Annotated in this window: 18 protein-coding genes and 5 tRNA genes; 15 read left to right on the top strand and 8 right to left on the bottom strand. The window is 69.3% G+C overall.

Translation table 11 applies throughout. The features are described 5' to 3' along the window. Nucleotides 1-5: 5 nt before the first annotated feature. The 5 genes from ACFVKT_RS15090 to ACFVKT_RS15070 all read right to left on the bottom strand — a co-directional run bounded on the left by ACFVKT_RS15090 (nt 6) and on the right by ACFVKT_RS15070 (nt 8,910). Nucleotides 6-3,263: a nitrate- and nitrite sensing domain-containing protein gene (locus ACFVKT_RS15090; RefSeq protein WP_385731407.1), complete on the bottom strand. Its 3,258-nt coding sequence runs from the start codon at nt 3,261-3,263 to the stop codon at nt 6-8. Nucleotides 3,264-3,654: 391 nt separating this feature from the next. After that, nucleotides 3,655-4,230, bottom strand: coding sequence for an ATP/GTP-binding protein (locus ACFVKT_RS15085; RefSeq protein WP_028802395.1), 576 nt, complete (start codon nt 4,228-4,230; stop codon nt 3,655-3,657). Then, entirely contained in the window at nt 4,211-4,609 is a 399-nt protein-coding gene (locus tag ACFVKT_RS15080) for a DUF742 domain-containing protein (RefSeq protein WP_365429010.1), read from the bottom strand. The genes ACFVKT_RS15085 and ACFVKT_RS15080 overlap by 20 nt, the downstream gene beginning before the upstream one ends. 113 nt (nt 4,610-4,722) lie before the next feature. Beyond that, a complete protein-coding gene (locus ACFVKT_RS15075) occupies nt 4,723-5,136 on the bottom strand; it encodes a roadblock/LC7 domain-containing protein (RefSeq protein WP_044471908.1) in 414 nt (137 codons plus the stop codon). A 9-nt stretch (nt 5,137-5,145) separates the two neighbouring features. Beyond that, the gene (locus tag ACFVKT_RS15070) at nt 5,146-8,910 is read right to left on the bottom strand and encodes a nitrate- and nitrite sensing domain-containing protein (protein WP_385731404.1); all 3,765 of its coding nucleotides are present in this window, start codon (nt 8,908-8,910) and stop codon (nt 5,146-5,148) included. 600 nt (nt 8,911-9,510) lie between these two features. On the opposite strand from ACFVKT_RS15070, the gene ACFVKT_RS15065 reads away from it, so the two are divergent. From ACFVKT_RS15065 to ACFVKT_RS15025, 9 genes are all read left to right on the top strand, one after another. After that, nucleotides 9,511-9,699, top strand: coding sequence for a hypothetical protein (locus ACFVKT_RS15065; RefSeq protein ID WP_385731402.1), 189 nt, complete (start codon nt 9,511-9,513; stop codon nt 9,697-9,699). Between the two features lie 124 nt (nt 9,700-9,823). After that, entirely contained in the window at nt 9,824-10,612 is a 789-nt protein-coding gene (locus ACFVKT_RS15060) for a fumarylacetoacetate hydrolase family protein (RefSeq protein WP_385731400.1), read from the top strand. Further along, complete coding sequence (gene gltX / locus ACFVKT_RS15055; protein ID WP_385731398.1) at nt 10,596-12,074, top strand: glutamate--tRNA ligase; 1,479 nt, start codon at nt 10,596-10,598, stop codon at nt 12,072-12,074. The genes ACFVKT_RS15060 and gltX overlap by 17 nt, the downstream gene beginning before the upstream one ends. Before the next feature lie 149 nt (nt 12,075-12,223). Further along, the gene (locus tag ACFVKT_RS15050; protein ID WP_385731396.1) at nt 12,224-12,958 is read left to right on the top strand and encodes an HAD family hydrolase; all 735 of its coding nucleotides are present in this window, start codon (nt 12,224-12,226) and stop codon (nt 12,956-12,958) included. Between the two features lie 93 nt (nt 12,959-13,051). Then, nucleotides 13,052-13,123 (top strand) — tRNA-Gln (locus tag ACFVKT_RS15045). 42 nt (nt 13,124-13,165) lie between these two features. Next, nucleotides 13,166-13,238, top strand: a tRNA-Glu gene (locus ACFVKT_RS15040). A 63-nt stretch (nt 13,239-13,301) separates the two neighbouring features. Further along, a tRNA-Glu gene (locus ACFVKT_RS15035) sits at nt 13,302-13,374 on the top strand. Between the two features lie 26 nt (nt 13,375-13,400). Beyond that, nucleotides 13,401-13,472, top strand: a tRNA-Gln gene (locus tag ACFVKT_RS15030). Nucleotides 13,473-13,492: 20 nt separating this feature from the next. After that, nucleotides 13,493-13,565 (top strand) — tRNA-Glu (locus ACFVKT_RS15025). Between the two features lie 183 nt (nt 13,566-13,748). Here the strand turns inward: ACFVKT_RS15025 and ndgR are convergent. Next, the gene (gene ndgR / locus ACFVKT_RS15020) at nt 13,749-14,465 is read right to left on the bottom strand and encodes an IclR family transcriptional regulator NdgR (RefSeq protein WP_006383662.1); all 717 of its coding nucleotides are present in this window, start codon (nt 14,463-14,465) and stop codon (nt 13,749-13,751) included. 189 nt (nt 14,466-14,654) lie between these two features. Between ndgR and leuC the strand changes: the two genes are divergently transcribed. From leuC to ACFVKT_RS15000, 4 genes are all read left to right on the top strand, one after another. Further along, nucleotides 14,655-16,079 carry a 3-isopropylmalate dehydratase large subunit gene (leuC, locus tag ACFVKT_RS15015; RefSeq protein ID WP_385731394.1) on the top strand — a complete coding sequence of 475 codons (1,425 nt, stop codon included), beginning with the start codon at nt 14,655-14,657 and terminating at the stop codon, nt 16,077-16,079. Nucleotides 16,080-16,085: 6 nt separating this feature from the next. Then, on the top strand, nt 16,086-16,679 hold the full coding sequence (gene leuD / locus ACFVKT_RS15010) for a 3-isopropylmalate dehydratase small subunit (RefSeq protein ID WP_385731392.1): 594 nt from the start codon (nt 16,086-16,088) through the stop codon (nt 16,677-16,679). Nucleotides 16,680-17,001: 322 nt separating this feature from the next. Beyond that, nucleotides 17,002-17,232, top strand: coding sequence for a hypothetical protein (locus ACFVKT_RS15005; RefSeq protein ID WP_385731390.1), 231 nt, complete (start codon nt 17,002-17,004; stop codon nt 17,230-17,232). Between the two features lie 138 nt (nt 17,233-17,370). Then, the gene (locus tag ACFVKT_RS15000; protein WP_385731388.1) at nt 17,371-18,021 is read left to right on the top strand and encodes an HU family DNA-binding protein; all 651 of its coding nucleotides are present in this window, start codon (nt 17,371-17,373) and stop codon (nt 18,019-18,021) included. Nucleotides 18,022-18,106: 85 nt separating this feature from the next. On the opposite strand, the gene ACFVKT_RS14995 is transcribed toward ACFVKT_RS15000, so the two are convergent. Further along, entirely contained in the window at nt 18,107-18,310 is a 204-nt protein-coding gene (locus tag ACFVKT_RS14995) for a hypothetical protein (protein WP_384379002.1), read from the bottom strand. Between the two features lie 46 nt (nt 18,311-18,356). After that, entirely contained in the window at nt 18,357-19,004 is a 648-nt protein-coding gene (gene cofC / locus ACFVKT_RS14990; protein WP_385731385.1) for a 2-phospho-L-lactate guanylyltransferase, read from the bottom strand. Between the two features lie 143 nt (nt 19,005-19,147). Here cofC and ACFVKT_RS14985 point away from each other — a divergent pair, with 143 nt between their 5' ends. Beyond that, nucleotides 19,148-19,999: a lysophospholipid acyltransferase family protein gene (locus tag ACFVKT_RS14985; protein WP_385731383.1), complete on the top strand. Its 852-nt coding sequence runs from the start codon at nt 19,148-19,150 to the stop codon at nt 19,997-19,999. After that, nucleotides 19,996-21,006: an NAD(P)H-dependent glycerol-3-phosphate dehydrogenase gene (locus ACFVKT_RS14980; protein ID WP_385731381.1), complete on the top strand. Its 1,011-nt coding sequence runs from the start codon at nt 19,996-19,998 to the stop codon at nt 21,004-21,006. Before ACFVKT_RS14985 ends, ACFVKT_RS14980 begins: the two co-directional genes overlap by 4 nt. The last annotated feature ends 31 nt before the right edge of the window (nt 21,007-21,037 follow it).

Raw genomic sequence — 21,037 nt, 5'->3', positions numbered from 1 at the left:
TCACACTAACGCTCCTGGTTGTAGGTGCTGTCAGGACCGAAGCCCTGACCGTTCGTGTTCGTGTCACTACCTGCGTTGCGTCCCTGCTGCACGCCGCGGCGCAGGTTGCTCAGCCGGCCCCGGATGTCCTCCGGTGCGCGGGAGACCTGGGGGCCGCCCTGCGGCGTCGATTCAGCGGTTCCCTCGACCAGGTTGGCCTTGGGTACCCGCCGCGGCAGACCTGACGGGGTGACCCCGCCGGCCTTGGGCTTCTTGAGCTGCTCGGCCCGCTGCCACCGGTCGTCGTTGGACGAACGCCAGTCGTCGGGGCCCTCCGTCTTCGGCGCCGGCGGCGGAGTCTGGTCCCTTCGCTCCACGGACCGCTGGCCGTTGCCTGTCGCGGCGGCACCGCGACGGGGAAGACCGGCGTCGGTCAGGGTGTGGGGGGCGGAGGGGGCAGGCCCCGGTCGGCCAAAGCCTACGCGGTCCTGCTCACCCGCGTCAGCGGTCTTCGAGGATTCCGCTTCCGGAGCGTACGCGGACCGGTACGCGTTCTGCTGTGCGTCCTGCTGCGGCCACTCCTCCTGGTAGGACGGCTCCGCGAAGGCCGAGAAGGTCGCCGGGGCGGCACTCCCGTTCCCCGCGTGCTCGTCCTGGACCGGCTCCGCATACGCGGGCTCCGGGTAGCCGCCGTTCGTCGGGAAGTACGTCTCGTCGTACGACCCCTGCTGCGGCTCCTCGTACGACGTCTGCTGGTCGTACGTCGCCTGCTGCTCCTCGTACGGGGCCTGCCCGTTTTCGTAAGGAGCCTGGCCGTTGCCGTACGGAGTCTGGCCGTTTTCGTAGGGGGCCTGGCCGTTGCCGTACGCGGGCTGCTGGGCCTCGAAGCCGTCCTGGTAGCTCGGAGCCTCCAGAGCCTCCGGCTGGCCCCCTGCCTGGGCCTCCAGGGCCGCACGGCGCTCCTCGCGCATCAGCGAGCGGCCCACGGGGTCCAGCTCGCGTATGTCGTCCGGGACTTCGTAGCGGCTGTCGTCGAAGCCGAGCTCGGCGGCCGTAAGGAGCGGCTGCTGGCCCGGGAACGGCTCGCCCTGGAAGGACGGCTGCGGCTGCTCCGGCATGATCTGCGAAACCGTGAACTCGTCGCGCTGGAGCTGCTGTTCGCCGCCGCCACCGTGGGTGATCGCGTCGGGGAGCATGACCAGGGAGGTCGTACCGGCCTGCTCGCCGGAGGGGCGGAGCTGGACGCGGATGCCGTGCCGGTCGGACAGCCGGCCGACCACGAACAGGCCCATGCGCTGCGAGATCGCGGCGTCCACGGTCGGCGGGTTGGCCAGCTTGTGGTTGATGTCCGCGAAGTCCTCGGCGGTGAGGCCGATGCCCTTGTCGTGGATCTCGACCATGATGCGGCCGTCCGGGAGACGGGTCGCGGTGACGCGGACCTTGGTCTGCGGGGAGGAGAACGTCGTGGCGTTCTCCAGGAGCTCGGCGAGCAGGTGCACGAGGTCGGTCACGGCGCGGCCGTGGATCTCGGCCTCCGGGACGCCGGAGAGCTCGATGCGCTCGTACTGCTCCACCTCGGAGGAGGCGGCCCGCAGAACGTCCACGAGGGGCACGGGCTGGTCCCAGCGGCGGCCCGGCTCCTCGCCGGCGAGGACCAGGAGGTTCTCGCCGTTGCGGCGCATACGGGTCGCGAGGTGGTCCAGGCGGAAGAGGTTCTCCAGCTGGTCCGGGTCGGCCTCGTTGTTCTCCAGGTCGGTGATCAGGGTCAGCTGGCCCTCGATCAGGGACTGGTTGCGGCGCGAGAGGTTGGTGAAGATCGCGTTGATGTTGCCTCGCAGGAGAGCCTGCTCGGCGGCCAGTCGTACGGCCTCACGGTGGACCTGGTCGAAGGCGCGGGCGACTTCGCCGATCTCGTCCGTGGTGGTGATCGGGATGGGCTGCACGCGGGTGTCGACGCGGCCGGGGTCGGTGCGCGAGAGCTGGTCGACCAGCATCGGCAGGCGCTGCTCGGCCACGTTGAAGGCCGCGTTGCGCAGCTGGCGCATCGAGCGGCTCATCTGGCGGGCGACCATGCCGGCCAGGATGAACGCGGCGAGCAGGGCGATCACGACGGCGGCGCCGGTGATGATGGCGTCCTGCTTGGCACTGGCGGAGATGTCGGAGGCCTCGGCCACGGCCTTGTCGGTCAGATCCGACTCGATCGTGCGGTAGGCGTCGTACTTGGCGGTGTTGACCGCCCAGTAGTTGTCCGGGGTGATGCCCTGCGAGGCGAGCGCGTCACGGGCGCTCTGGTCCGTGGACGAGAGCGTCGCGAGGGCCGAGACCATCGCGGTGTCGCCGGACGGCGGGGGCACATAGGTCTTGCCCTGGGCCGCGGCGGCCTCCGCGGCGGCCTTGGCCTGGGCCGCGCCGTCCTCCTTGAGTTTCTTCTGGGCATCCTCGAGCTTGGCCGCGTCGGCCTCGGTGCCACCGCCGATGTACTCCTCGACGCTGATGCCCTCGAGGTAGGCGTACGAGGAGAGGGCGACGCGCTGGCTTGCGAGGTCCTTGTCGGTGGGGCCGGGCTTGATCAGCAGGTGCATGCCGATGGACCGCTGCAGTGACGCCGCGGCCTTGGAGAGCGAGACCGCGTAGACGGTACGTCCGTAGCTGGTGATGTTTCCGGTGCCCAGGCCGAGTTCGTTGGAGAACTCCATCAGCGGGTGCTGGATCTGGGTGTAGCCCTCTTCGGTCTGCACGCCGGTGAGGGCGGAGGTGTACGCGGCCTTGCGCAGAGTGGCGAGGCCGGGCTCGACCTTGCGGAAGATGTCGAGTCGGCGTTGCAGGCCGGCCGTCTGCGGCATGTTCTGGGCGGCCTCGTCGAAGGCGTCGGCCGCCGCGTCCGTGGCCGCACGGGCCTTGACGACGGTCGGGTCCTTGTCGCCCTTGCCGGTCAGCAGCGGCACGGCGCTGACATCGCGCTCGACGTACAGCTTGTCGCCGTAGGTCAGCGCTGCCTGCACCAGACGTGCCGTCTTCTCGGCGTTCTCGGCCTCCTGCCAGGTGTCGATCGAACTCCTCACCTGGAAGCCGCCCATGACGAGGCCGACCACCACGGGGATGAGCAGGATCGCGTTCAGCCTGGTCGGCACGCGCCAGTTGCGCGGGGAGAAACGACTGCCGCTCGGTGCGGGTACCGGCGTGGGCTCCGGGGAGCCGGGCATCTGTGCGGGCGCCGCGACACGCGGCGGCGGGGTGAAGTTGCCCCGTGCCGACGGCTCGGGACCGTTCTTGCTTCGCCTCACTCGACCAAAACCTCTCGGCGTCGGCACCTACGTTGTGCCGCGGTGTCTCCGGCGCCCTTGACTACTGGGCAGGTCAGCGCATTCCAGCACGTCACTCGGCGCCCTTCCAAACACTCGGAACTCATGATTCCAGGTGAGGTAAGCTCCAGATAAAACGGTCATAAAGAACGAGCCCCGCCAAAAGGCGGGGCCTTTGTGAGCACAGCGGTACCGGGTGAACGCGATGCGTGTCCATGCCCGTGAAATTCTCTGTCGAAACGTTATGAACACTGTTGCCGACCGTGTCAAACGACACAGCCGGCTCCAGGGCGTCTACGACAACTGCCTTATGGAACTGTCGACTTGTGGACCGGGACAAGCGCGCCATCCGTTGCCCCGGGCCTGCCGTCCGCTACCGCAGACGTGCCATGAGCGCGTGTTCGACGAGCGTGATGAGCGCGCTCTTCGCGTCCGCGCGGTGCCGGGCGTCCGTCGTGATGATCGGGGCGTCCGGACCGATCTGGAGGGCCTCACGGACCTCTTCGGGGTTGTACGGCTGGTGTCCGTCGAAGCCGTTGAGGGCGATGACGAACGGGAGACCGGAGTTCTCGAAGTAGTCGACCGCGGGGAAGCAGTCGGCGAGACGCCGGGTGTCGACCAGTACCACAGCGCCGATGGCGCCACGGACCAGGTCGTCCCACATGAACCAGAAACGGTCCTGGCCCGGCGTACCGAAGAGGTACAGGATCAGGTCCTGGTCCAGCGTGATGCGTCCGAAGTCCATGGCCACCGTGGTGGTGGTCTTGTCCCCGGTGTGGGTGAGGTCGTCGATGCCCGCGGACGCGGACGTCATGACGGCCTCCGTGCGCAGCGGGTTGATCTCCGAGACGGCGCCCACGAACGTGGTCTTGCCGACGCCGAAGCCACCCGCCACCACGATCTTCGCGGAGGTGGTCGCCCGGCCTCCGTCAGAGCTTGCGAAGTCCACTGAGCACCCTTTCGAGCAAAGTCACGTCGGGCGCGCCGCCGTTGCTCTCGTCGCCGCCCGGCTGATGGATGGCGACGAGTCCGGCCTCGGCGAGGTCCGCGACAAGGATCCGTGCCACACCCAGTGGCATGGACAGGAGTGCCGATACCTCGGCGACGGACTTCACCTCACGGCACAGGTGGCAGATCCGCTGATGCTCGGGGAGCAGCCCCATCAGCTGCGCCGGGTCGGCCGTGGTGCTGATCAGTGCCTCGATGGCGAGCTGGTAGCGCGGCCGGGTCCGGCCGCCGGTCATCGCGTAAGGACGTACCAGCGGCTGGTCGCCCTCTTCCTCGTACGTATGTGCGTACGGATCATGAGAGGCGTTGGGCGGGGTCATGAATCCTCCGGGCGGGACAGCAGGTGAGTCAGTCGTGCCGTCTGTTGAGGCCGGTGGGGGGAGATTGTGTCGGCCGGACGGTGATTTCGTGCTGTGGGTGGAACCCAGGGCCGTTAGTGGAGCAGACTTCCCTGTAGTTCGGCGCGCAGGTCCGGCGTGAGCACTGCGCCCGCGCGGTCGACGAGCAGTGCCATCTCGTAGCCGACAAGGCCGATGTCACAGTCCGGGTGGGAGAGGACCGCGAGGGACGATCCGTCCGAGACGGACATCAGGAACAGAAACCCGCGCTCCATCTCCACGACTGTCTGGGCCACCGTGCCGCCCTCGAAGATCCGGGATGCCCCGGCCGTCAGCGAGGTGAGCCCGGACGCGACCGCCGCGAGCTGGTCGGCGCGGTCGCGCGGGAAGCCTTCGGACATCGCCAGAAGGAGACCGTCGGCGGACACGACGACGGTGTGGGACACCCCAGGGGTGTTGTCCACGAAGTTGGTGATCAACCAGTTCAGGTTCTGTGCGGCCTGGCTCATCTGACTCAACTAGTGCTCCTGCTGGTGAGTGGGGCTGGGGAAGCTGCCGGTCTGGCCGGTGCCGGCCTGGCGACCCTGCTGAATGCCCCGACGGAGATTGGTCAGCCGGCCGCGTACGTCATCGGGCGCACGCGAGACCTGCGGACCGGTTTGGTGCGTTTGCTGCTGTGCCGTGCCCGCGACGAGGTTGGCTCGCGGGACGCGGCGCGGCAGGCCTGAGGTGGTGACCCCGCCCGCCGAAGGCTGGCGGACGCGTTCTGCCTGCCGGACGAGGTCGTCGTTCGGCGAGGTGCGCCAGGACGCCTGGGCGGCGGCCGGCGCGGCTGCGGGCCGCGGGGGAACCGCGGGCGCCGCCTGCGGCTGCGGGGCCGGGGGAGGAACCTGCGACCCGTTGGTCTGGTTCTGGGCTGCTGCCGCCGCGGCCTGCTGACCGTGGAACCAGTTGGTCTCCAGCGTGTCGTACAGCGGCGTACGTCCGTCACCGGGGCCCGCCGGCGGCAGGGCCTCGGGCTCCTGCGGCGGCATGGGCCGCTGCGGAGGCGCGGCCGGCCGCTGCGGTACCTGCGGGCGCTCGAACTGGCCGGTGGACGAGGGGCCCTGGCCGTTGCCGTACCCGGGAGTCGCGAACTGGCCGGTGGACGACGGATCCTGGGAGGCGCCGTAGCCCGGGGTGGCGAACTGGCCCGTGCTTGACGGGCTCTGGCCCGCGGAACCGAAGACGTCCGGGCGGACGAACTGACCGGAGTTCTGGGGCGAGTACTGCCCCACGCCCTGACCGGAGTACTGCCCGGGGTTCTGCGTCGGGACGGCACCGGGGCGCGGAGCGTCGTAGTCGGGGCGGGCGAACTCCGAGGTGGCGGCCGCGGGGGACGCCGGACCCTGACGGTCGTCGATCCGCGGGAACTCCGAAGTGGCGGCGGTGGAGGCCGGGCTCTGACGGTCGTCGAAGCGCGGCATCCGCGAGGTGGAGTCGTGCTCCTCGTGGCCACGCGGGGTGTCGAGGGACGCGCGCGGTACGGGCGGCTGGGCGTTGTCGTCGCTCCAGCTCGGCCGCGACTGCGCGTTGCCACCGGGGAGTTCGGCGCGCGCGCCGCCACGGCCCGGAAGCTGCGGCCTGCGACGGCTGCCCTTGCCGGCCGGCGGCTGCTGCGGGGGTGCGGCCGGGGGGCCGCTCTGACGCGCACCAGGTGCGTCGCCGAAACCGCTCTGCCGGTTGCCGGAGGCGTCACCGAACCCGCCCTGACGGGCACCGGATCCGTCGCCGAAGCCCTGCGCACCGGTTCCCGCGGCCTGGAGGCCCTGCGGGGCACCCGGCATGCTCTGCCCGAAGGCGTTGACACCCGCACCGGCCGGAGTGGGCCTGCCCTGCGGCGGATTGCCCGGACCCTGAGGTCCACGGGATCCGCCCGGCGCGCCCGGGTGACCGCCCTGGCTGCCGGGGAGTGCGGCACGCGGACCCTGGCCGGCGCCGACCTGCCCGCGCTGCGGGGGAGCACCGACGCGTCCGGGGTTGCCGCCGCCACCGATTGCCGGACCGCCCTGGCCGTTGCCGCGGCGGGCCGCGGCGACACCGGCGGAGGCCTGCGAGGCGGCCGGACCGGCGCCCTGACCCGGCTTGTTCGGAACCTTCTTGCCGCCCTGGGCGACATCGACGGGAAGCATGACGAGGGCGGTCGTGCCGCCGGAGTCGGACGGGCGCAGCTGGATGCGGATGCCATGGCGCTGCGACAGACGACCGACCACGAACAGACCCATGCGGCGCGACACCGAGACGTCCACGGTGGGCGGCGAGGCGAGCCGCTCGTTGATCGCCGCGAGGTCCTCGGGGGAGAGGCCGATACCGGTGTCGTGGATCTCGATCAGCACGCGGCCGTCGGGCAGCGCGTGACCGGTGACCTTGACCTTGGTCTGCGGCGAGGAGAACGACGTGGCGTTCTCCAGCAGCTCGGCGAGCAGGTGCACGAGGTCGTTGACCACACGGCCGGCCACTTCGGTGGTCGGCACGGAGGCCAGCTCGATGCGCTCGTACTGCTCCACCTCGGAGGCGGCGGCGCGGAGCACGTCGACCAGCGGGACCGGGCGGGTCCAGCGTCGGCCGGGCTCTTCACCGGCGAGAACGAGGAGGTTCTCGCCGTTACGGCGCATGCGGGTCGCGAGGTGGTCGAGCTTGAAGAGCGAGGAGAGCTGGTCCGGGTCGGCCTCGCGGGACTCCAGTTCGGAGATGAGCGAGAGCTGACGCTGGATGAGGCCCTGGGAGCGGCGCGAGAGGTTGGTGAACATCGCGTTGACGTTGCCTCGCAGGAGGGCCTGCTCGGCGGCCAGTCGTACGGCCTCACGGTGCACGTCGTCGAAGGCCGCGGCCACCTGGCCGATCTCGTCCCGGGAGTGCACACCGACCGACTCGACGGAGGTGTCGACGTCCTGCGGGTCGGACTCGGAGAGCTGCTTGACCAGCTCGGGCAGCCGTTCCTGGGCGACCTTGGTCGCGGTGTCCTGGAGCCGGCGCAGCGAGCGGATCATGGAGCGGGCCACGACGAAGGCGCCGACCAGCGAGACACCGAGAACCAGGAGGATCAGCGCACCCGAGATGATCGCTTCGCTCTCGGCCTCGTTGCGCAGCTCACGGGCCTTCTGCTCCATCTCGCCGAGCAGCGTGGTCTCGATGTTCGACATCTGCCCGAGCTTGGTCGAGTCGTCGTCGACCCAGTCCAGATACGAGCGCTTGTCCCGCGTGGCCAGACCGTTCTTGCTGGCCAGCACACGCTTGGCGTAGTCGTCGGCCGCCTCGATGGTCGGGTTGCCGCTCTCGATGGGCTTGAGGAGCTCCGCGGAGCCTTCCCCGTAGATGCTCTCGAAGCTGCTGAGGTCGGACTCCTGGCTCTGCTGCGCCGAGAGCGCGTACTGCCGGTCGTTCTCGGACAGCGAGCCGAAGGTCGTGTTGCTCTCGGGCAGCGCGGCGGCGATGACCGCGCGCTGGACGGAGGCGTACTCCTTGGCCGAGGAGAAGGCCGCCAGCGCACGGGTGCGCTGGATCATCTCCGGGTTGCTGGTGGCCTCGGCCATGTCCTGCGAGAGATCGAGGAGCTGGGTGATGACGCGGTGGTACGCCTCGACCGTCTGCGTGGAGTTGCCGGCTTCGTCGTAGGCGTCGTTGCGGATGCTGCTGAGCTTCTGCAGCTCGCGCGTGAGGCCGACGAGGCTGTCCCGTACGCCGGTGAGCTGCCCGTCCGTGCCGGAGTCGTCGATCTCCTGGACGCCCTCGAGGAAGTTCTTCTTCGCGATGTCGGTGGCGTCGCGGACGCCCTTGACCGTGGGGGAGGTTGCCGTGGCGCCGTGCACCAGGGGCCCCGCCGTCGTGTCGCGCTCCTTCTGGAGCGCGGCCGAGAGCTCGGTCGCCTGCTTGGTGATGTCGGTGAGCAGCTTCATGTTGTCGAGCTGCTGGATGTCGTCCATCGACTGGTTGATGCGCAGCGCGCCGAGCGAGGTCGCGGCGACCACGGGGAGCGCGAGCAGCGAGACCAGACGCGTCGAGATGCGCCAGTTGCGCAGGGCTATTCGCGAGCCGGTGCCCGATGGGCCCTTCGGATTCCGCGCGGCCGGTTTGGCGGGAGCCGTCGCGCCGGGGCGCGCGGAACGCTCACCGCTGCCGCCGACCTCTGCCGGTCCCGGGTTCTGGGCGTGCTGGGGCGAGGAACTGCCTTTAGTGGGGCCAGTCCCGCCGTGCGGCTCCGGCTCCGCCGGAGCGCTGCCATCCCTCTTGAAACGTCCCTGCACTAGCGTCGCAACCTCTGGACCAGGCGCCCCTCCGTGAAAACGGCGGGACGGTGTCGGCGTCGTTCAGGGGCGCAGATGCGCCCCCTGGTGGTCGTCAGTGACCGGCGCTGGATCCCCTTTCCCGCCGCCACTCGGCGCTGCGTTGCGCCCCCTGCGCGCCGGTTCGATCCCGCGGCGGTCCGTGGAATTCCAGCACAGTGCCGGATCTCCAACAAGGGCCGAGTACCAGGCTGTGACCTCCGTGACAGCTTGTGAGTGCCGCGTCACGAGACGTAGAAAGTGATCCCGTACATAACGGACGTATGCCTACGAGGTGCTGGGGTGCTCCGGGTGTCCCAGTCGCCATGATCAGGAGCGGAATGTCGGCTTCAGTGGGGCAATGTCGGTTTCGCCGGTTCGGACCCGCGGCCTGAATTGACCGCTTTGCCTACTAGTAAGTGAGGAAACTCACACCACGATCATGGCGTCCCCGCGGCTTCGCCCGGGAATTGCATGTTTAGCCTGACGCTTTACAGGGATGGCGAATCCGACAACCCGGGCCTGCGCGGGGCCTCTTGAAGCCCGCCCGGCGCCCCCACGACGACAAGGTCAAGTACAACAGTGAAGACCACGATGATGTTCCGCAACATAGCCAACCCGCGACGCACCACGCTGGCCCACCTCGAGGACGCCGACGAGCTGCGCACGCCGGAGCAGCCGGAGCACTCGGTCGACCTCCCCGCCCAGACCGCCAACCCCCGCCGCACCATCCTCATGGAAGCGCCGGTCGCCGCCTCCGCCGCGGAGTAGTGCGCCGGGCCGTGAGCCCCTCGGAATGCCGGGCGCCCGCCGATATGCGCGAGGCGCCCGGCCCTTCCCGCGTTAGCCTGGAGCGTCCTACTCCAGCCAGCTCAGTGAGGGGCGCAACGATCCCGTGCGCATCGCCAGGTTCTCCATCGACGGCAACGTCGCCTTCGGCGCGGTCGAGGGCGACAAGCCGGACGAACTCGTCCTCGACATCATCAAGGGCATCCCGTTCGCGGACTTCGAGCTCTCCGGCACGAAGGTCCCGCTGAACAAGGTGCGGCTGCTGCCCCCGGTGCTCCCCAACAAGGTCGTGGCCTTCGGCCGCAACTACGCCGAACACGCACGGGAACTCGGCAACGAAGTGCCCGACGCCCCCTTCGCCTTCTTCAAGCCGTCGACCTCCGTGATCGGCTCCGGCGACGAGATCCAGTACCCGTCCTTCTCGAACGACCTGCACCATGAGGCCGAGCTGGCCGTGGTCATCGGCCGCATGTGCCGCGAGGTCCCGCGCGAGCGCGTCAAGGACGTCATCCTCGGCTACACCTGCGCCAACGACATCACCGCGCGCGACACCCAGAAGCGCGAGAAGCAGTGGGCCAGGGCGAAGGGCTTCGACGGCGCCTGCCCGCTCGGCCCCTGGGTGGAGACCGACCTCGACCCCGCAGCCATTGCCGAGGGCATCACCATCCAGTGCACGGTCAACGGGCAGCAACGCCAGCTCGGCCGCACCAGCGAGATGATCCACTCCATCGAGGATCTGATCGTGAACATCACCGAGGCCATGACGCTGCTCCCCGGCGACGTGATCCTCACCGGCACCCCCTCGGGGGTCGGCCCCCTGAACGTCGGCGACGAGGTCGCCGTCACCATCGAAGGCATCGGCACTCTCACCAACAAGGTTGTCAAGCGTGGCTAGCGCACCCGTCCGCGTACGTTTCTGTCCGTCCCCGACCGGCAACCCGCACGTGGGCCTGGTCCGCACCGCCCTGTTCAACTGGGCGTTCGCCCGGCACAACGAAGGCACGCTGGTCTTCCGCATCGAGGACACCGACGCGGCCCGCGACTCCGAGGAGTCCTACGACCAGCTGCTCGACTCGATGCGCTGGCTGGGCTTCGACTGGGACGAGGGTCCGGAGATCGGCGGCCCGCACGCGCCGTACCGCCAGTCCCAGCGGATGGACCTCTACAAGGACGTCGCCCAGAAGCTCCTGGACGCGGGCCACGCGTACTACTGCTACTGCTCGACCGAGGAGCTGGACGCCCGCCGCGACGCCGCCCGCGCCGCCGGCAAGCCCTCCGGCTACGACGGCCACTGCCGCGCGCTGACCGCCGAACAGGTCGAGGCCTACAAGGCGGAGGGCCGCACGCCCATCGTCCGCTTCCGCATGCCCGACGAGACGATCACCTTCACGGACCTGGTCCGCGGCGAGATCACCTACCTCGCGGAGAACGTCCCGGACTTCGGGATCGTACGAGCCAACGGCGCGCCCCTGTACACGCTCGTCAACCCGGTCGACGACGCCCTGATGGAGATCACCCACGTCCTGCGCGGCGAGGACCTGCTCTCCTCGACCCCGCGCCAGATCGCCCTCTACAAGGCGCTGACCGAGCTGGGCATCGCCAAGGGGACCCCGGCTTTCGGTCACCTGCCGTACGTCATGGGCGAGGGCAACAAGAAGCTCTCCAAGCGTGACCCGGAGTCGTCGCTGAACCTCTACAGGGAGCGCGGTTTCCTCCCTGAGGGACTGCTCAACTACCTTTCCCTGCTGGGCTGGTCGCTGTCGGCGGACCGCGACATCTTCTCGATCGAGGAGATGGTCGCCGCCTTCGACATCGCGGACGTGAACCCCAACCCGGCCCGCTTCGACCTCAAGAAGTGCGAAGCGATCAACGGCGACCACATCCGCCTGCTCGACGTGAAGGACTTCACCGAGCGCTGCGCCCCCTGGCTGAAGGCCCCGTTCGCCCCCTGGGCGCCGGAGGACTTCGACGAGGCGAAGTGGCAGGCGATCGCCCCGCACGCACAGACCCGCCTCAAGGTCCTCTCCGAGATCACGGACAACGTCGACTTCCTGTTCCTTCCGGAGCCGGCCTTCGACGAGGCGTCCTGGACGAAGGCCATGAAGGAGGGCAGCGACGCGCTGCTGCGTACGGCGCGCGAGAAGCTCTCCGAGGCGGACTGGTCGGACGCGGAGGCGCTGAAGAACGCCGTCCTGGCCGCCGGTGAGGAGCACGGCCTCAAGCTCGGCAAGGCCCAGGCCCCGGTCCGAGTCGCCGTCACCGGCCGCACCATCGGCCTGCCGCTCTTCGAGTCCCTGGAGATCCTGGGCAGGGAGAAGACGCTGGCACGCATCGACGCGGCGCTGGCGAAGCTGTAACCACAGCGACCCAAGTGCGGAGGGGCGGCGTCCGGTTCGGGCGCCGCCCCTCCGCGTGCCGCCCCTTTGTGCACAGCCTCCTTTGCGCGCCGAGCAACTTGTGTGCCGAGCAGCAGACACGCGCCCCGACCCGGAGTTACCGTCGGATCATGAGCATCAAGGCCTTGGTCTGGGACGTGGACGACACGCTCTTCGACTACACGGGCGCCGACCGGGCCGGGATGCGCGATCACTTGGCGGCCGAGGGCCTGCTCGACGCGTACGAGTCCGTGGAGCAGGCCCTCGTGCGCTGGCGGGAGATCACCGACCTCCAGTGGGCGAGGTTCTCGGCGGGGGAGTCGGACTGGCAGGGCCAGCGCCGTGACCGCGTCAGGGAATTCCTGGGTGAGCCCCTCGACGACGCCGAGGCCGACGCCTGGTTCGAGCGGTACTCCGCCCACTACGAAGCCGCCTGGGCCCTCTTCCCGGACACACTCCCCGCCCTGGACGCCCTCGCCGCCAGTCACCGGCACGCGGTCCTGTCCAACTCCAGCTTCCCCAACCAGGACCGCAAACTCCGCATCCTCGGCGTGCGCGACCGCTTCGAGACGCTGCTGTGCGCGGCCGAGCTCGGTGTCTCCAAGCCCGCCGTGGCGGCCTTCCACGCCGCCTGCGACGCCCTCGGGCTGCCTCCGCACCAGGTCGCGTACGTCGGCGACCATCCGGAGATCGACGGACGCGGCGCCTTCGAGGCGGGGATGCTCTCGATCTGGATCGACCGTGGCGGTGCTCACACCGTCCCGAAGAGCGGTCCGACGGGCCCGCACCGGATCGCCTCGCTGGCCGAACTCCCCGTGATCCTCGGCGCTGATACCCGTTTTGGAGCGCCGTCCACCTTCAGGTAATGTTCTTCCTGCGCCGCCGGAGAACGGACCGAAAGGTCCAGAAACCCGGAGGCGCTAGCTAAAACAAAATCCCCGTCGGGGGTTGTGTTTCAGTGGCCTATGGTGTAATTGGCAGCACGACGGTTTCTGGTTCCGTTAGTCTAGGTTCGAGTCCTGGTAGGCCAGCTCGCAGAGCTCATCTGCAACCGCAGAGGTCAACTCTGCAAGGCCCCCGTTGTGTAGCGGCCTAGCACGCCGCCCTCTCAAGGCGGTAGCGCCGGTTCGAATCCGGTCGGGGGTACAGATCCTTCCCAAGGGGGACAGTCCGGGTCGCACCCGCTGACTCTCATGCAGGATCGCTAGGGCCCCCGTTGTGTAGCGGCCTAGCACGCTGCCCTCTCACGGCAGTAGCGCCGGTTCGAATCCGGTCGGGGGTACTTGATGGTCTGGTCTAGACCACCATTGGGCTATGGTGTAATTGGCAACACGACGGTTTCTGGTTCCGTTGTTCTAGGTTCGAGTCCTGGTAGCCCAGCTGGATCACTTGTGGTCCTTGCCCCCGTTGTGTAGCGGCCTAGCACGCTGCCCTCTCACGGCAGTAGCGCCGGTTCGAATCCGGTCGGGGGTACACGATTCGATGGCCCCCCACTTCGGTGGGGGGCCATCGGCGTTGTGTGTGTCAACTCCCGCATAGGGCGCCGTGAGTTCGGCGTCCTTCGGCGGTCGTCCTTTGTCGGTTGTACGTCGTCCTGGGAGGGCCTGCCGCGGCGTTGAGGCCGGCCCTTTTCCGGGGTGCGGGTACGGGGGAACGTCAGCCGGTGCGACGCAGGGCTTCCGAGAGGCGGCCGGCGGCGTCGATGACGGCCTGGGCGTGCATGCGGCCCGGGTGGCGGGTCAGGCGCTCGATCGGTCCGGAGACCGAGACGGCGGCGACCACGCGGTTCGAGGGTCCGCGGACGGGAGCGGAGACGGACGCGACGCCCGGCTCGCGCTCACCGATCGACTGGGCCCAGCCCCGTCGCCGTACGCCGGAAAGAGCCGTCGCGGTGAAGCGGGCGCCCTGCAGGCCCCGGTGCAGGCGCTCCGGCTCCTCCCAGGCCATCAGGATCTGGGCCGAGGAGCCCGCCTTCATGGTGAGCGTGGAACCGACCGGGACCGTGTCCCTGAGGCCGGACAGCCGCTCGGCCGCGGCGACACAGATGCGCATGTCGCCCTGGCGGCGGTAGAGCTGCGCGCTCTCGCCGGTGAGGTCCCGCAGATGCGTGAGCACCGGGCCCGCCGTCGCGAGGAGGCGGTCCTCGCCGGCGGCCGCGGCCAGCTCGGCGAGGCGGGGGCCGAGAATGAAACGGCCCTGCATGTCACGCGCCACCATGCGGTGGTGTTCAAGTGCCACGGCGAGGCGATGTGCCGTGGGTCGTGCCAGTCCGGTCGCTGCGACCAGTCCCGCGAGGGTGGCCGGACCGGACTCCAGAGCGCTCAGGACAAGGGCTGCCTTGTCCAGGACGCCGACGCCGCTACTGTTGTCCATGAAACGATACTCGCGTCTCACTCTGTGAAACGCAAGTTCAATTTCCCGTGGAACGCGCCACCCTTGTAGGCATGCGGCCCGCGGACCAACGGGCCCGGCGGCGGACGCCCGATACGAGGGGTACGAGCGTCGCCGCACCGGAAATCTCTAGTTGGGCCGGCGCCACACAGGCCGGCCGGAGGGAAAGCGATGGGTAGGACACTCGCGGAGAAGGTCTGGGACGACCATGTCGTCCGGCGCGCCGAAGGCGAGCCCGACCTCCTCTTCATCGATCTGCACCTGCTGCACGAGGTGACCAGCCCGCAGGCCTTCGACGGGCTCCGCCAGGCCGGGCGACCCGTGCGCCGCCTCGACCTCACCATCGCCACCGAGGATCACAACACCCCGACCCTCGACATCGACAAGCCCATCGCGGATCCGGTCTCCCGGGTCCAGCTGGAGACGCTGCGGAAGAACGCCGCCGAGTTCGGCGTACGGCTGCACTCGCTCGGTGACGTCGAGCAGGGCGTCGTCCACGTCGTGGGACCGCAGCTGGGCCTGACCCAGCCGGGCACCACCGTGGTCTGCGGCGACTCGCACACCTCCACGCACGGCGCCTTCGGCGCGCTGGCCTTCGGTATCGGCACCTCGCAGGTCGAGCATGTGCTGGCCACCCAGACGCTGCCGCTGGCCCGCCCCAAGACCATGGCCATCACCGTCGACGGCGAACTGCCCGACGACGTCACGGCCAAGGACCTGATCCTGGCGATCATCACCAAGATCGGTACGGGCGGCGGCCAGGGCTACATCCTGGAGTACCGCGGCTCCGCCATCGAGAAGCTCTCGATGGAAGCCCGCATGACCATCTGCAACATGTCGATCGAGGCCGGCGCCCGCGCGGGCATGATCGCCCCCGACGAGACCACCTTCGCCTATCTCAAGGGCCGCGCGCACGCGCCCGAGGGCGAGGAGTGGGACGCCGCCGTCGCGTACTGGAAGACCCTGAAGACAGACGAGGACGCGGAATTCGACGAGGAGGTCGTCATCGACGCCGCCTCCCTCGCGCCGTTCGTCACCTGGGGCACCAACCCCGGCCAGGGAGCGCCCCTTTCGGCGTCCGTCCCCGATCCTGCTTCGTACGAAGACGCTTCGGAGCGCCTGGCCGCCGAAAAGGCCCTGGAATACATGGGGTTGACCGCCGGGCAGCCGCTGCGCGACATCAAGGTCGACACCGTCTTCGTAGGTTCCTGCACCAACGGCCGTATCGAGGACCTGCGTGCGGCCGCCGCGCTCGTCGAGGGCCGCAAAGTCGCCGACGGCGTACGGATGCTGGTGGTCCCCGGCTCCGCACGGGTCGGTCTGCAGGCCGTGTCCGAGGGTCTGGACGTCGTCTTCAAGGAGGCCGGCGCCGAATGGCGGCACGCGGGCTGCTCGATGTGTCTGGGCATGAACCCCGACCAGCTGGCCCCCGGTGAGCGCTCCGCGTCCACCTCCAACCGCAACTTCGAGGGCAGGCAGGGCAAGGGCGGCCGTACGCACCTGGTCTCGCCGCAGGTCGCCGCCGCCACCGCCGTGCTGGGTCACCTGGCCTCCCCGGCGGACCTGTCCGACGCCCGTACGCCCGCTGGAGTCTGAGTAGTCATGGAAGCATTCACCACGCACACCGGCCGGGCCGTCCCGCTGCGCCGCAGCAACGTCGACACGGACCAGATCATCCCTGCTCACTGGCTCAAGAAGGTGACCAGGGACGGTTTTGAGGACGGGCTCTTCGAGGCCTGGCGCAAGGATCCGTCCTTCATCCTCAACCAGCCCGAGCGGGCAGGCGCCACGGTGCTGGTCGCCGGTCCCGACTTCGGTACGGGTTCCTCGCGAGAGCACGCCGTGTGGGCGCTGCAGAACTACGGCTTCAAGGCCGTCATCTCCTCGCGCTTCGCCGACATCTTCCGCGGCAACTCGCTCAAGAACGGCCTGCTCACAGTGGTTCTGGAGCAGAAAATCGTGAACGCGCTGCAGGAGCTCACGGAGAACGACCCCGAGGCCGAGGTCACGGTCGACCTGGAGGCCCGCGAGGTGCGCGCCGAGGGCATCACCGCCTCCTTCGAGCTGGACGAGAACGCCCGCTGGCGGCTGCTGAACGGCCTGGACGACATCTCCATCACCCTCCAGAACGAGGGCGACATCTCCGCGTACGAGGCCAAGCGGCCCTCGCACAAGCCGAAGACGGTTCAGGTCTGACCCACGGGCCGGATTCACGGTCGGCCCACAGGCCGATTCACCGCTGACTCGGGTCCGATTCATCGCTGACCGGGTCTGATTTCAGCCACCGCAACACCCCTCTGTACCCCCAATCGTGGACGGTTGGGGGTACAGCTGTGTCTGCTTCCGGACCGCCTTCGGATGCCTTGCCGGAAGGGCCCAACTCCCCTAGTTACAAAGGCCGTTGCCGGGGTAGACGACCTATGGTGCGGGGTGCCGCCGAGGTGCCCAGGAACCCCTCCGGGGACGGCAGTTACCCCCTGAGCAGGCGACAACTCGCCCCAGATGGCACAATCTGTGCATGGGACACGACAGCCAACTCGAGCTCTATGCGGCAGTCGCGGCCCAACTCAAGGAAGCGCACACAAGAGTGCGTGCACTGCAAGTCCCGGAGGGCGTACGGATGGCGCTGACCCGGAAGCTGCTGGTCATTACGGCCGCGGCCAAGCACGATCTCGCCGATGCGACAAGGCGTCTGGAGCGGTTCACCACCGACCTCGACGAGGGCCGATTCCTCGAAGAGGAACGCTGAGTTACTCCACGACAGTCCGAGTTCGTTGCGGCACAAGGGTGATTAGCCCGTTTCGTGTTTGATTTGCGGTATATATCTGCCTAACGTGCGAAAAAGCTTGAACGCATTCGTTCGGGCAATGTCTCCGAAGGGGAAGACGTGAACAAGGCGCAGCTCGTAGAAGCGATTGCCGACAAGGTCGGCGGGCGTCAGCAGGCCGCCGACGCGGTCGACGCCGTCCTGGACGCCATCGTCCGCGCGGTTGTCGGCGGGGACCGGGTCTCGGTCACCGGCTTCGGTTCCTTCGAGAAGGTTGACCGTCCGGCCCGCTACGCCCGCAACCCGCAGACCGGGGAGCGCGTTCGGGTCAAGAAGACCTCTGTGCCGCGCTTCCGCGCGGGCCAGGGCTTCAAGGACCTGGTGAGCGGCTCGAAGAAGCTCCCGAAGAACGACGTCGCGGTCAAGAAGGCCCCGAAGGGCAGCCTCTCCGGCGGCGCTTCGGTCACGGTGAAGAAGGCCGCGGCCAAGAAGGCCACCACCGCCAAGAGGGCGACGGCCAAGAGGGTCACGGCCGCCGCGAAGAAGGCGACCGCGAAGAAGACCACGGCCGCCGCGAAGAAGACCACGGCCAAGAAGGCGACCGCCAAGAAGACCACGGCGACCGCCAAGAAGGCCGCGGCCAAGAAGACCACCGCCAAGAAGGCGACGGCCAAGAAGGCCCCGGCGAAGAAGGCGACGGCCAAGAAGGCCCCCGCCAAGAAGTCGACGGCTCGCAAGACCACCGCCAAGAAGGCCACCGCCCGCTCGTAGCGAGGGCACGGAGGCAACTCACGCGCCGGGCCGGGCTCCCATCGGGAGCCCGGCCCGCGGCGTGTCCGGGGTCTGCGTGGGGCGCCTAGAAGGTCTGCAGGGTGATCAGCGTGATCCGGCGTCCCTCGCCGTCCCCCTCGGTCTCGACGCGCACGCGCTGACCGGGCCGCAGCAGCCGCAGCCCGCCCGCGTCGAACGCCGGGCCGTCGAAGGGCACCGGGGTGCCGTCGTCGAGCAGCACCTGGCCGCTACGGGTTTCGGGGTCGTACGTGTACGCGGTCGCCTGCATGGCGGAAGCCTATCCAGGGAGGGGGTCCAAGCTGGCCGGAGGTGCGTCAGCCGCCCGGCTGGCCGGGGATGAGCAGGTGGGCCGCGAGTGCCGCCGTGCGCGGGCCGACGCCGAGTGCCAGTGCGGCTCGCAGGTCGTCGCCGGTGTCCACGTCCTGACGTACGGAATCCACGCCGTCGAGGCGGAGTTCCTCGGCGCCCGAGGCCTGATGACGGGCGCGGGAATCGGTGCCGAAAGTCGGGAGCAATTCCCGGCCCGGCGCCGCGGCCAGCAGAGTGGTGCCGATTGCGGCCGCATCGGGGAGAAAAGCGCGGGGAAATTCGGCGGCGGCTTCGAGTACGCGGGCCAATTCCCGCGGCCGCAGCGCGGGCAGATCGGCGTTCAGGGCCGCCACGGCGCTTTCGGGAGTCCGGGAGCGTACGGCGGAGCTGCCGTGCGCCAGGGCGGTGTTGAGGCCGCCCGGCGGCTCGCCCGTGACGATGCGGGCGCCCAGCGCGGCGAGTTCCCGCCCGGCGAGGGCGTCATCCGTGACTACCGCCACATCGCGGACCGCGGCGCAGGCCAGCGCCGCTGCCACCGTGTCCTGTGCGAAGGCGAGGGCGAGCCCCGGGCGCAATCCGTCGCCGGCGGTGTCCGCCAGCCTGCTCTTGGCCCGTGCCAGAGGTTTGAGCGGTATCACCAGGATCCATTGCACGAGCGCCCCGTCTCTCCTTGTCGCGCCCATTGTGACCCGGGCACCCTGGCGGTCCGCATGCCGGGGCGTACGGTGTTCTCGACAGACAGGCGGCCTGGGGCGACACTTGTGCGGCCCCCCAGGCCCAGGAGGAAGGTGTTCGCGTGCCCCGCCGCAGAATCGGCTTCTGGTACCGCTTTGCAGCGGTCCTCTGCAAACCGCCGCTGGTGGTTCTGATCAAGCGGGACTGGCGCGGGATCGAGAACATTCCGGCCGAGGGCGGATTTATCACCGCGGTGAACCACAATTCGCATGTGGACCCGTTCATGTATGGGCACTATCAGTACAACACCGGGCGCGTTCCGCGATTCCTGGCGAAGAGCAGCCTTTTCAGGAAGGGGTTCGTGGGCGCCGCGATGCGCGGCACCGGACAGATCCCGGTGTACCGCGAGACCACGGACGCGCTGAGCGCGTTCCGGGCCGCGATCGACGCCGTCGAGCGCGGCGAGTGCGTCGCGTTCTATCCCGAGGGCACCATCACCCGCGATCCAGGCCAGTGGCCGATGACCGGCAAGACGGGCGCCGCCCGCGTCGCCCTGCAGACCAAGTGCCCGGTGATTCCGGTCGCCCAGTGGGGCGCCAACGAACTCCTGCCGCCGTATGCCAAGAAGCTCCACGTGTTTCCGCGCAAGACCCACCACGTCCTCGCCGGCCCCCCGGTGGACCTTTCGCGCTTCTACGACAAGGAGATGTCCCCGGACGTCCTCAAGGAGGCGACCGAGGCCATCATGGCGGCCATCACCGCGCAACTGGAGCAGATCCGCGGGGAGAAGGCACCCCGGGCGCCCTACGACCCGCGCCAGGAGCGGATCGAGCAGCGGCGGCGGACCGCGGCCCAGGAGAGGGCCGCCCGGCAGATCGCCGCGCAGGAGCAGGACGCCCAGGAGAACGCGCAGGCTCTGCACCAGGCGCAGGCGCGGCACAAAGCACAGCAGGAAGAAGGGCAGGGCACGTGAGCAAGCCGGTCAAGGCGGCTGTCTTCGGGACCGGATCGTGGGGTACGGCCTTCGGCATGGTGCTCGCCGACGCGGGATGCGACGTCACCCTGTGGGCGCGTCGCGCCGACCTCGCCGAAGCGGTCAACTCCACGCGCATGAACCCGGACTACCTGCCGGGCGTCGAACTCCCGGTGAACGTGCGGGCCACCGCGGACGCCGCCGAGGCCGCGCACGAGGCCGACTTCACGGTGCTCGCCATTCCCTCGCAGACATTGCGCGGGAACCTCGCGCAGTGGGCGCCGCTGCTCGCGCCCGACACCGTCCTCGTCTCGCTCATGAAGGGCGTCGAACTCGGCTCCACCATGCGGATGAGCGAGGTGATCGAGGACGTCGCCAAGGTCGGCGCGGACCGCATCGCCGTGGTCACCGGGCCCAACCTCGCGCGGGAGATCGCCGCGCGGATGCCGGCCGCCGCCGTGGTCGCCTGCCGCTCCGAAGAGGTCGCCCAGCGCCTCCAGGCCGCCTGCCACACGCCGTACTTCCGCCCGTACACCAACACGGACGTGGTGGGCTGTGAACTCGGCGGCGCCGTCAAGAACGTGATCGGTCTCGCCGTCGGCATCGCGGACGGCATGGGACTCGGCGACAACGCCAAGGGCTCGCTCATCACCCGCGGGCTCGCGGAGACCTCGCGCCTGGGCCTCGCCATGGGCGCCGACCCGATGACGTTCGCCGGACTCGCGGGCCTGGGCGACCTGGTGGCCACCTGCTCCTCGCCGCTGTCCCGCAACCACACCTTCGGCATCAACCTCGGCAAGGGCATGACCCTCCAGGAGACGATCGCGATCACCAGGCAGACCGCCGAGGGCGTCAAGTCCTGTGAGTCGGTGCTGGATCTGGCCCGCGGGCACGGTGTCGACATGCCGATCACGGAAACGGTCGTCGGCATCGTCCATGAGGGCAAGCCGCCCGTCGTCGCCCTCAAGGAGATGATGTCGCGCAGCGCCAAGGCCGAACGACGCTGAGCGACAGGGTCAACAGGCGCTGACTGAGGCG

This window comes from Streptomyces sp. NPDC127595, from assembly GCF_042671685.1.
Taxonomy (GTDB): domain Bacteria; phylum Actinomycetota; class Actinomycetes; order Streptomycetales; family Streptomycetaceae; genus Streptomyces.
The sequence above is the reverse complement of the archived record's forward strand: the minus strand, read 5'-3'. Positions and strand labels throughout refer to the sequence as shown.

What these genes read in the sequence shown, in the direction of transcription:
- ACFVKT_RS15080 (WP_365429010.1), bottom strand. Translation starts at nt 4,609, where the DNA reads ATGACCCCGCCCAACGCCTCTCATGATCCGTACGCACATACGTACGAG.
- ACFVKT_RS15075 (WP_044471908.1), bottom strand. Translation starts at nt 5,136, where the DNA reads ATGAGCCAGGCCGCACAGAACCTGAACTGGTTGATCACCAACTTCGTG.
- ACFVKT_RS15050 (WP_385731396.1), top strand. Translation starts at nt 12,224, where the DNA reads ATGAGCATCAAGGCCTTGGTCTGGGACGTGGACGACACGCTCTTCGAC.
- ndgR (WP_006383662.1), bottom strand. Translation starts at nt 14,465, where the DNA reads ATGGACAACAGTAGCGGCGTCGGCGTCCTGGACAAGGCAGCCCTTGTC.
- leuC (WP_385731394.1), top strand. Translation starts at nt 14,655, where the DNA reads ATGGGTAGGACACTCGCGGAGAAGGTCTGGGACGACCATGTCGTCCGG.
- leuD (WP_385731392.1), top strand. Translation starts at nt 16,086, where the DNA reads ATGGAAGCATTCACCACGCACACCGGCCGGGCCGTCCCGCTGCGCCGC.
- ACFVKT_RS15005 (WP_385731390.1), top strand. Translation starts at nt 17,002, where the DNA reads ATGGGACACGACAGCCAACTCGAGCTCTATGCGGCAGTCGCGGCCCAA.
- ACFVKT_RS14995 (WP_384379002.1), bottom strand. Translation starts at nt 18,310, where the DNA reads ATGCAGGCGACCGCGTACACGTACGACCCCGAAACCCGTAGCGGCCAG.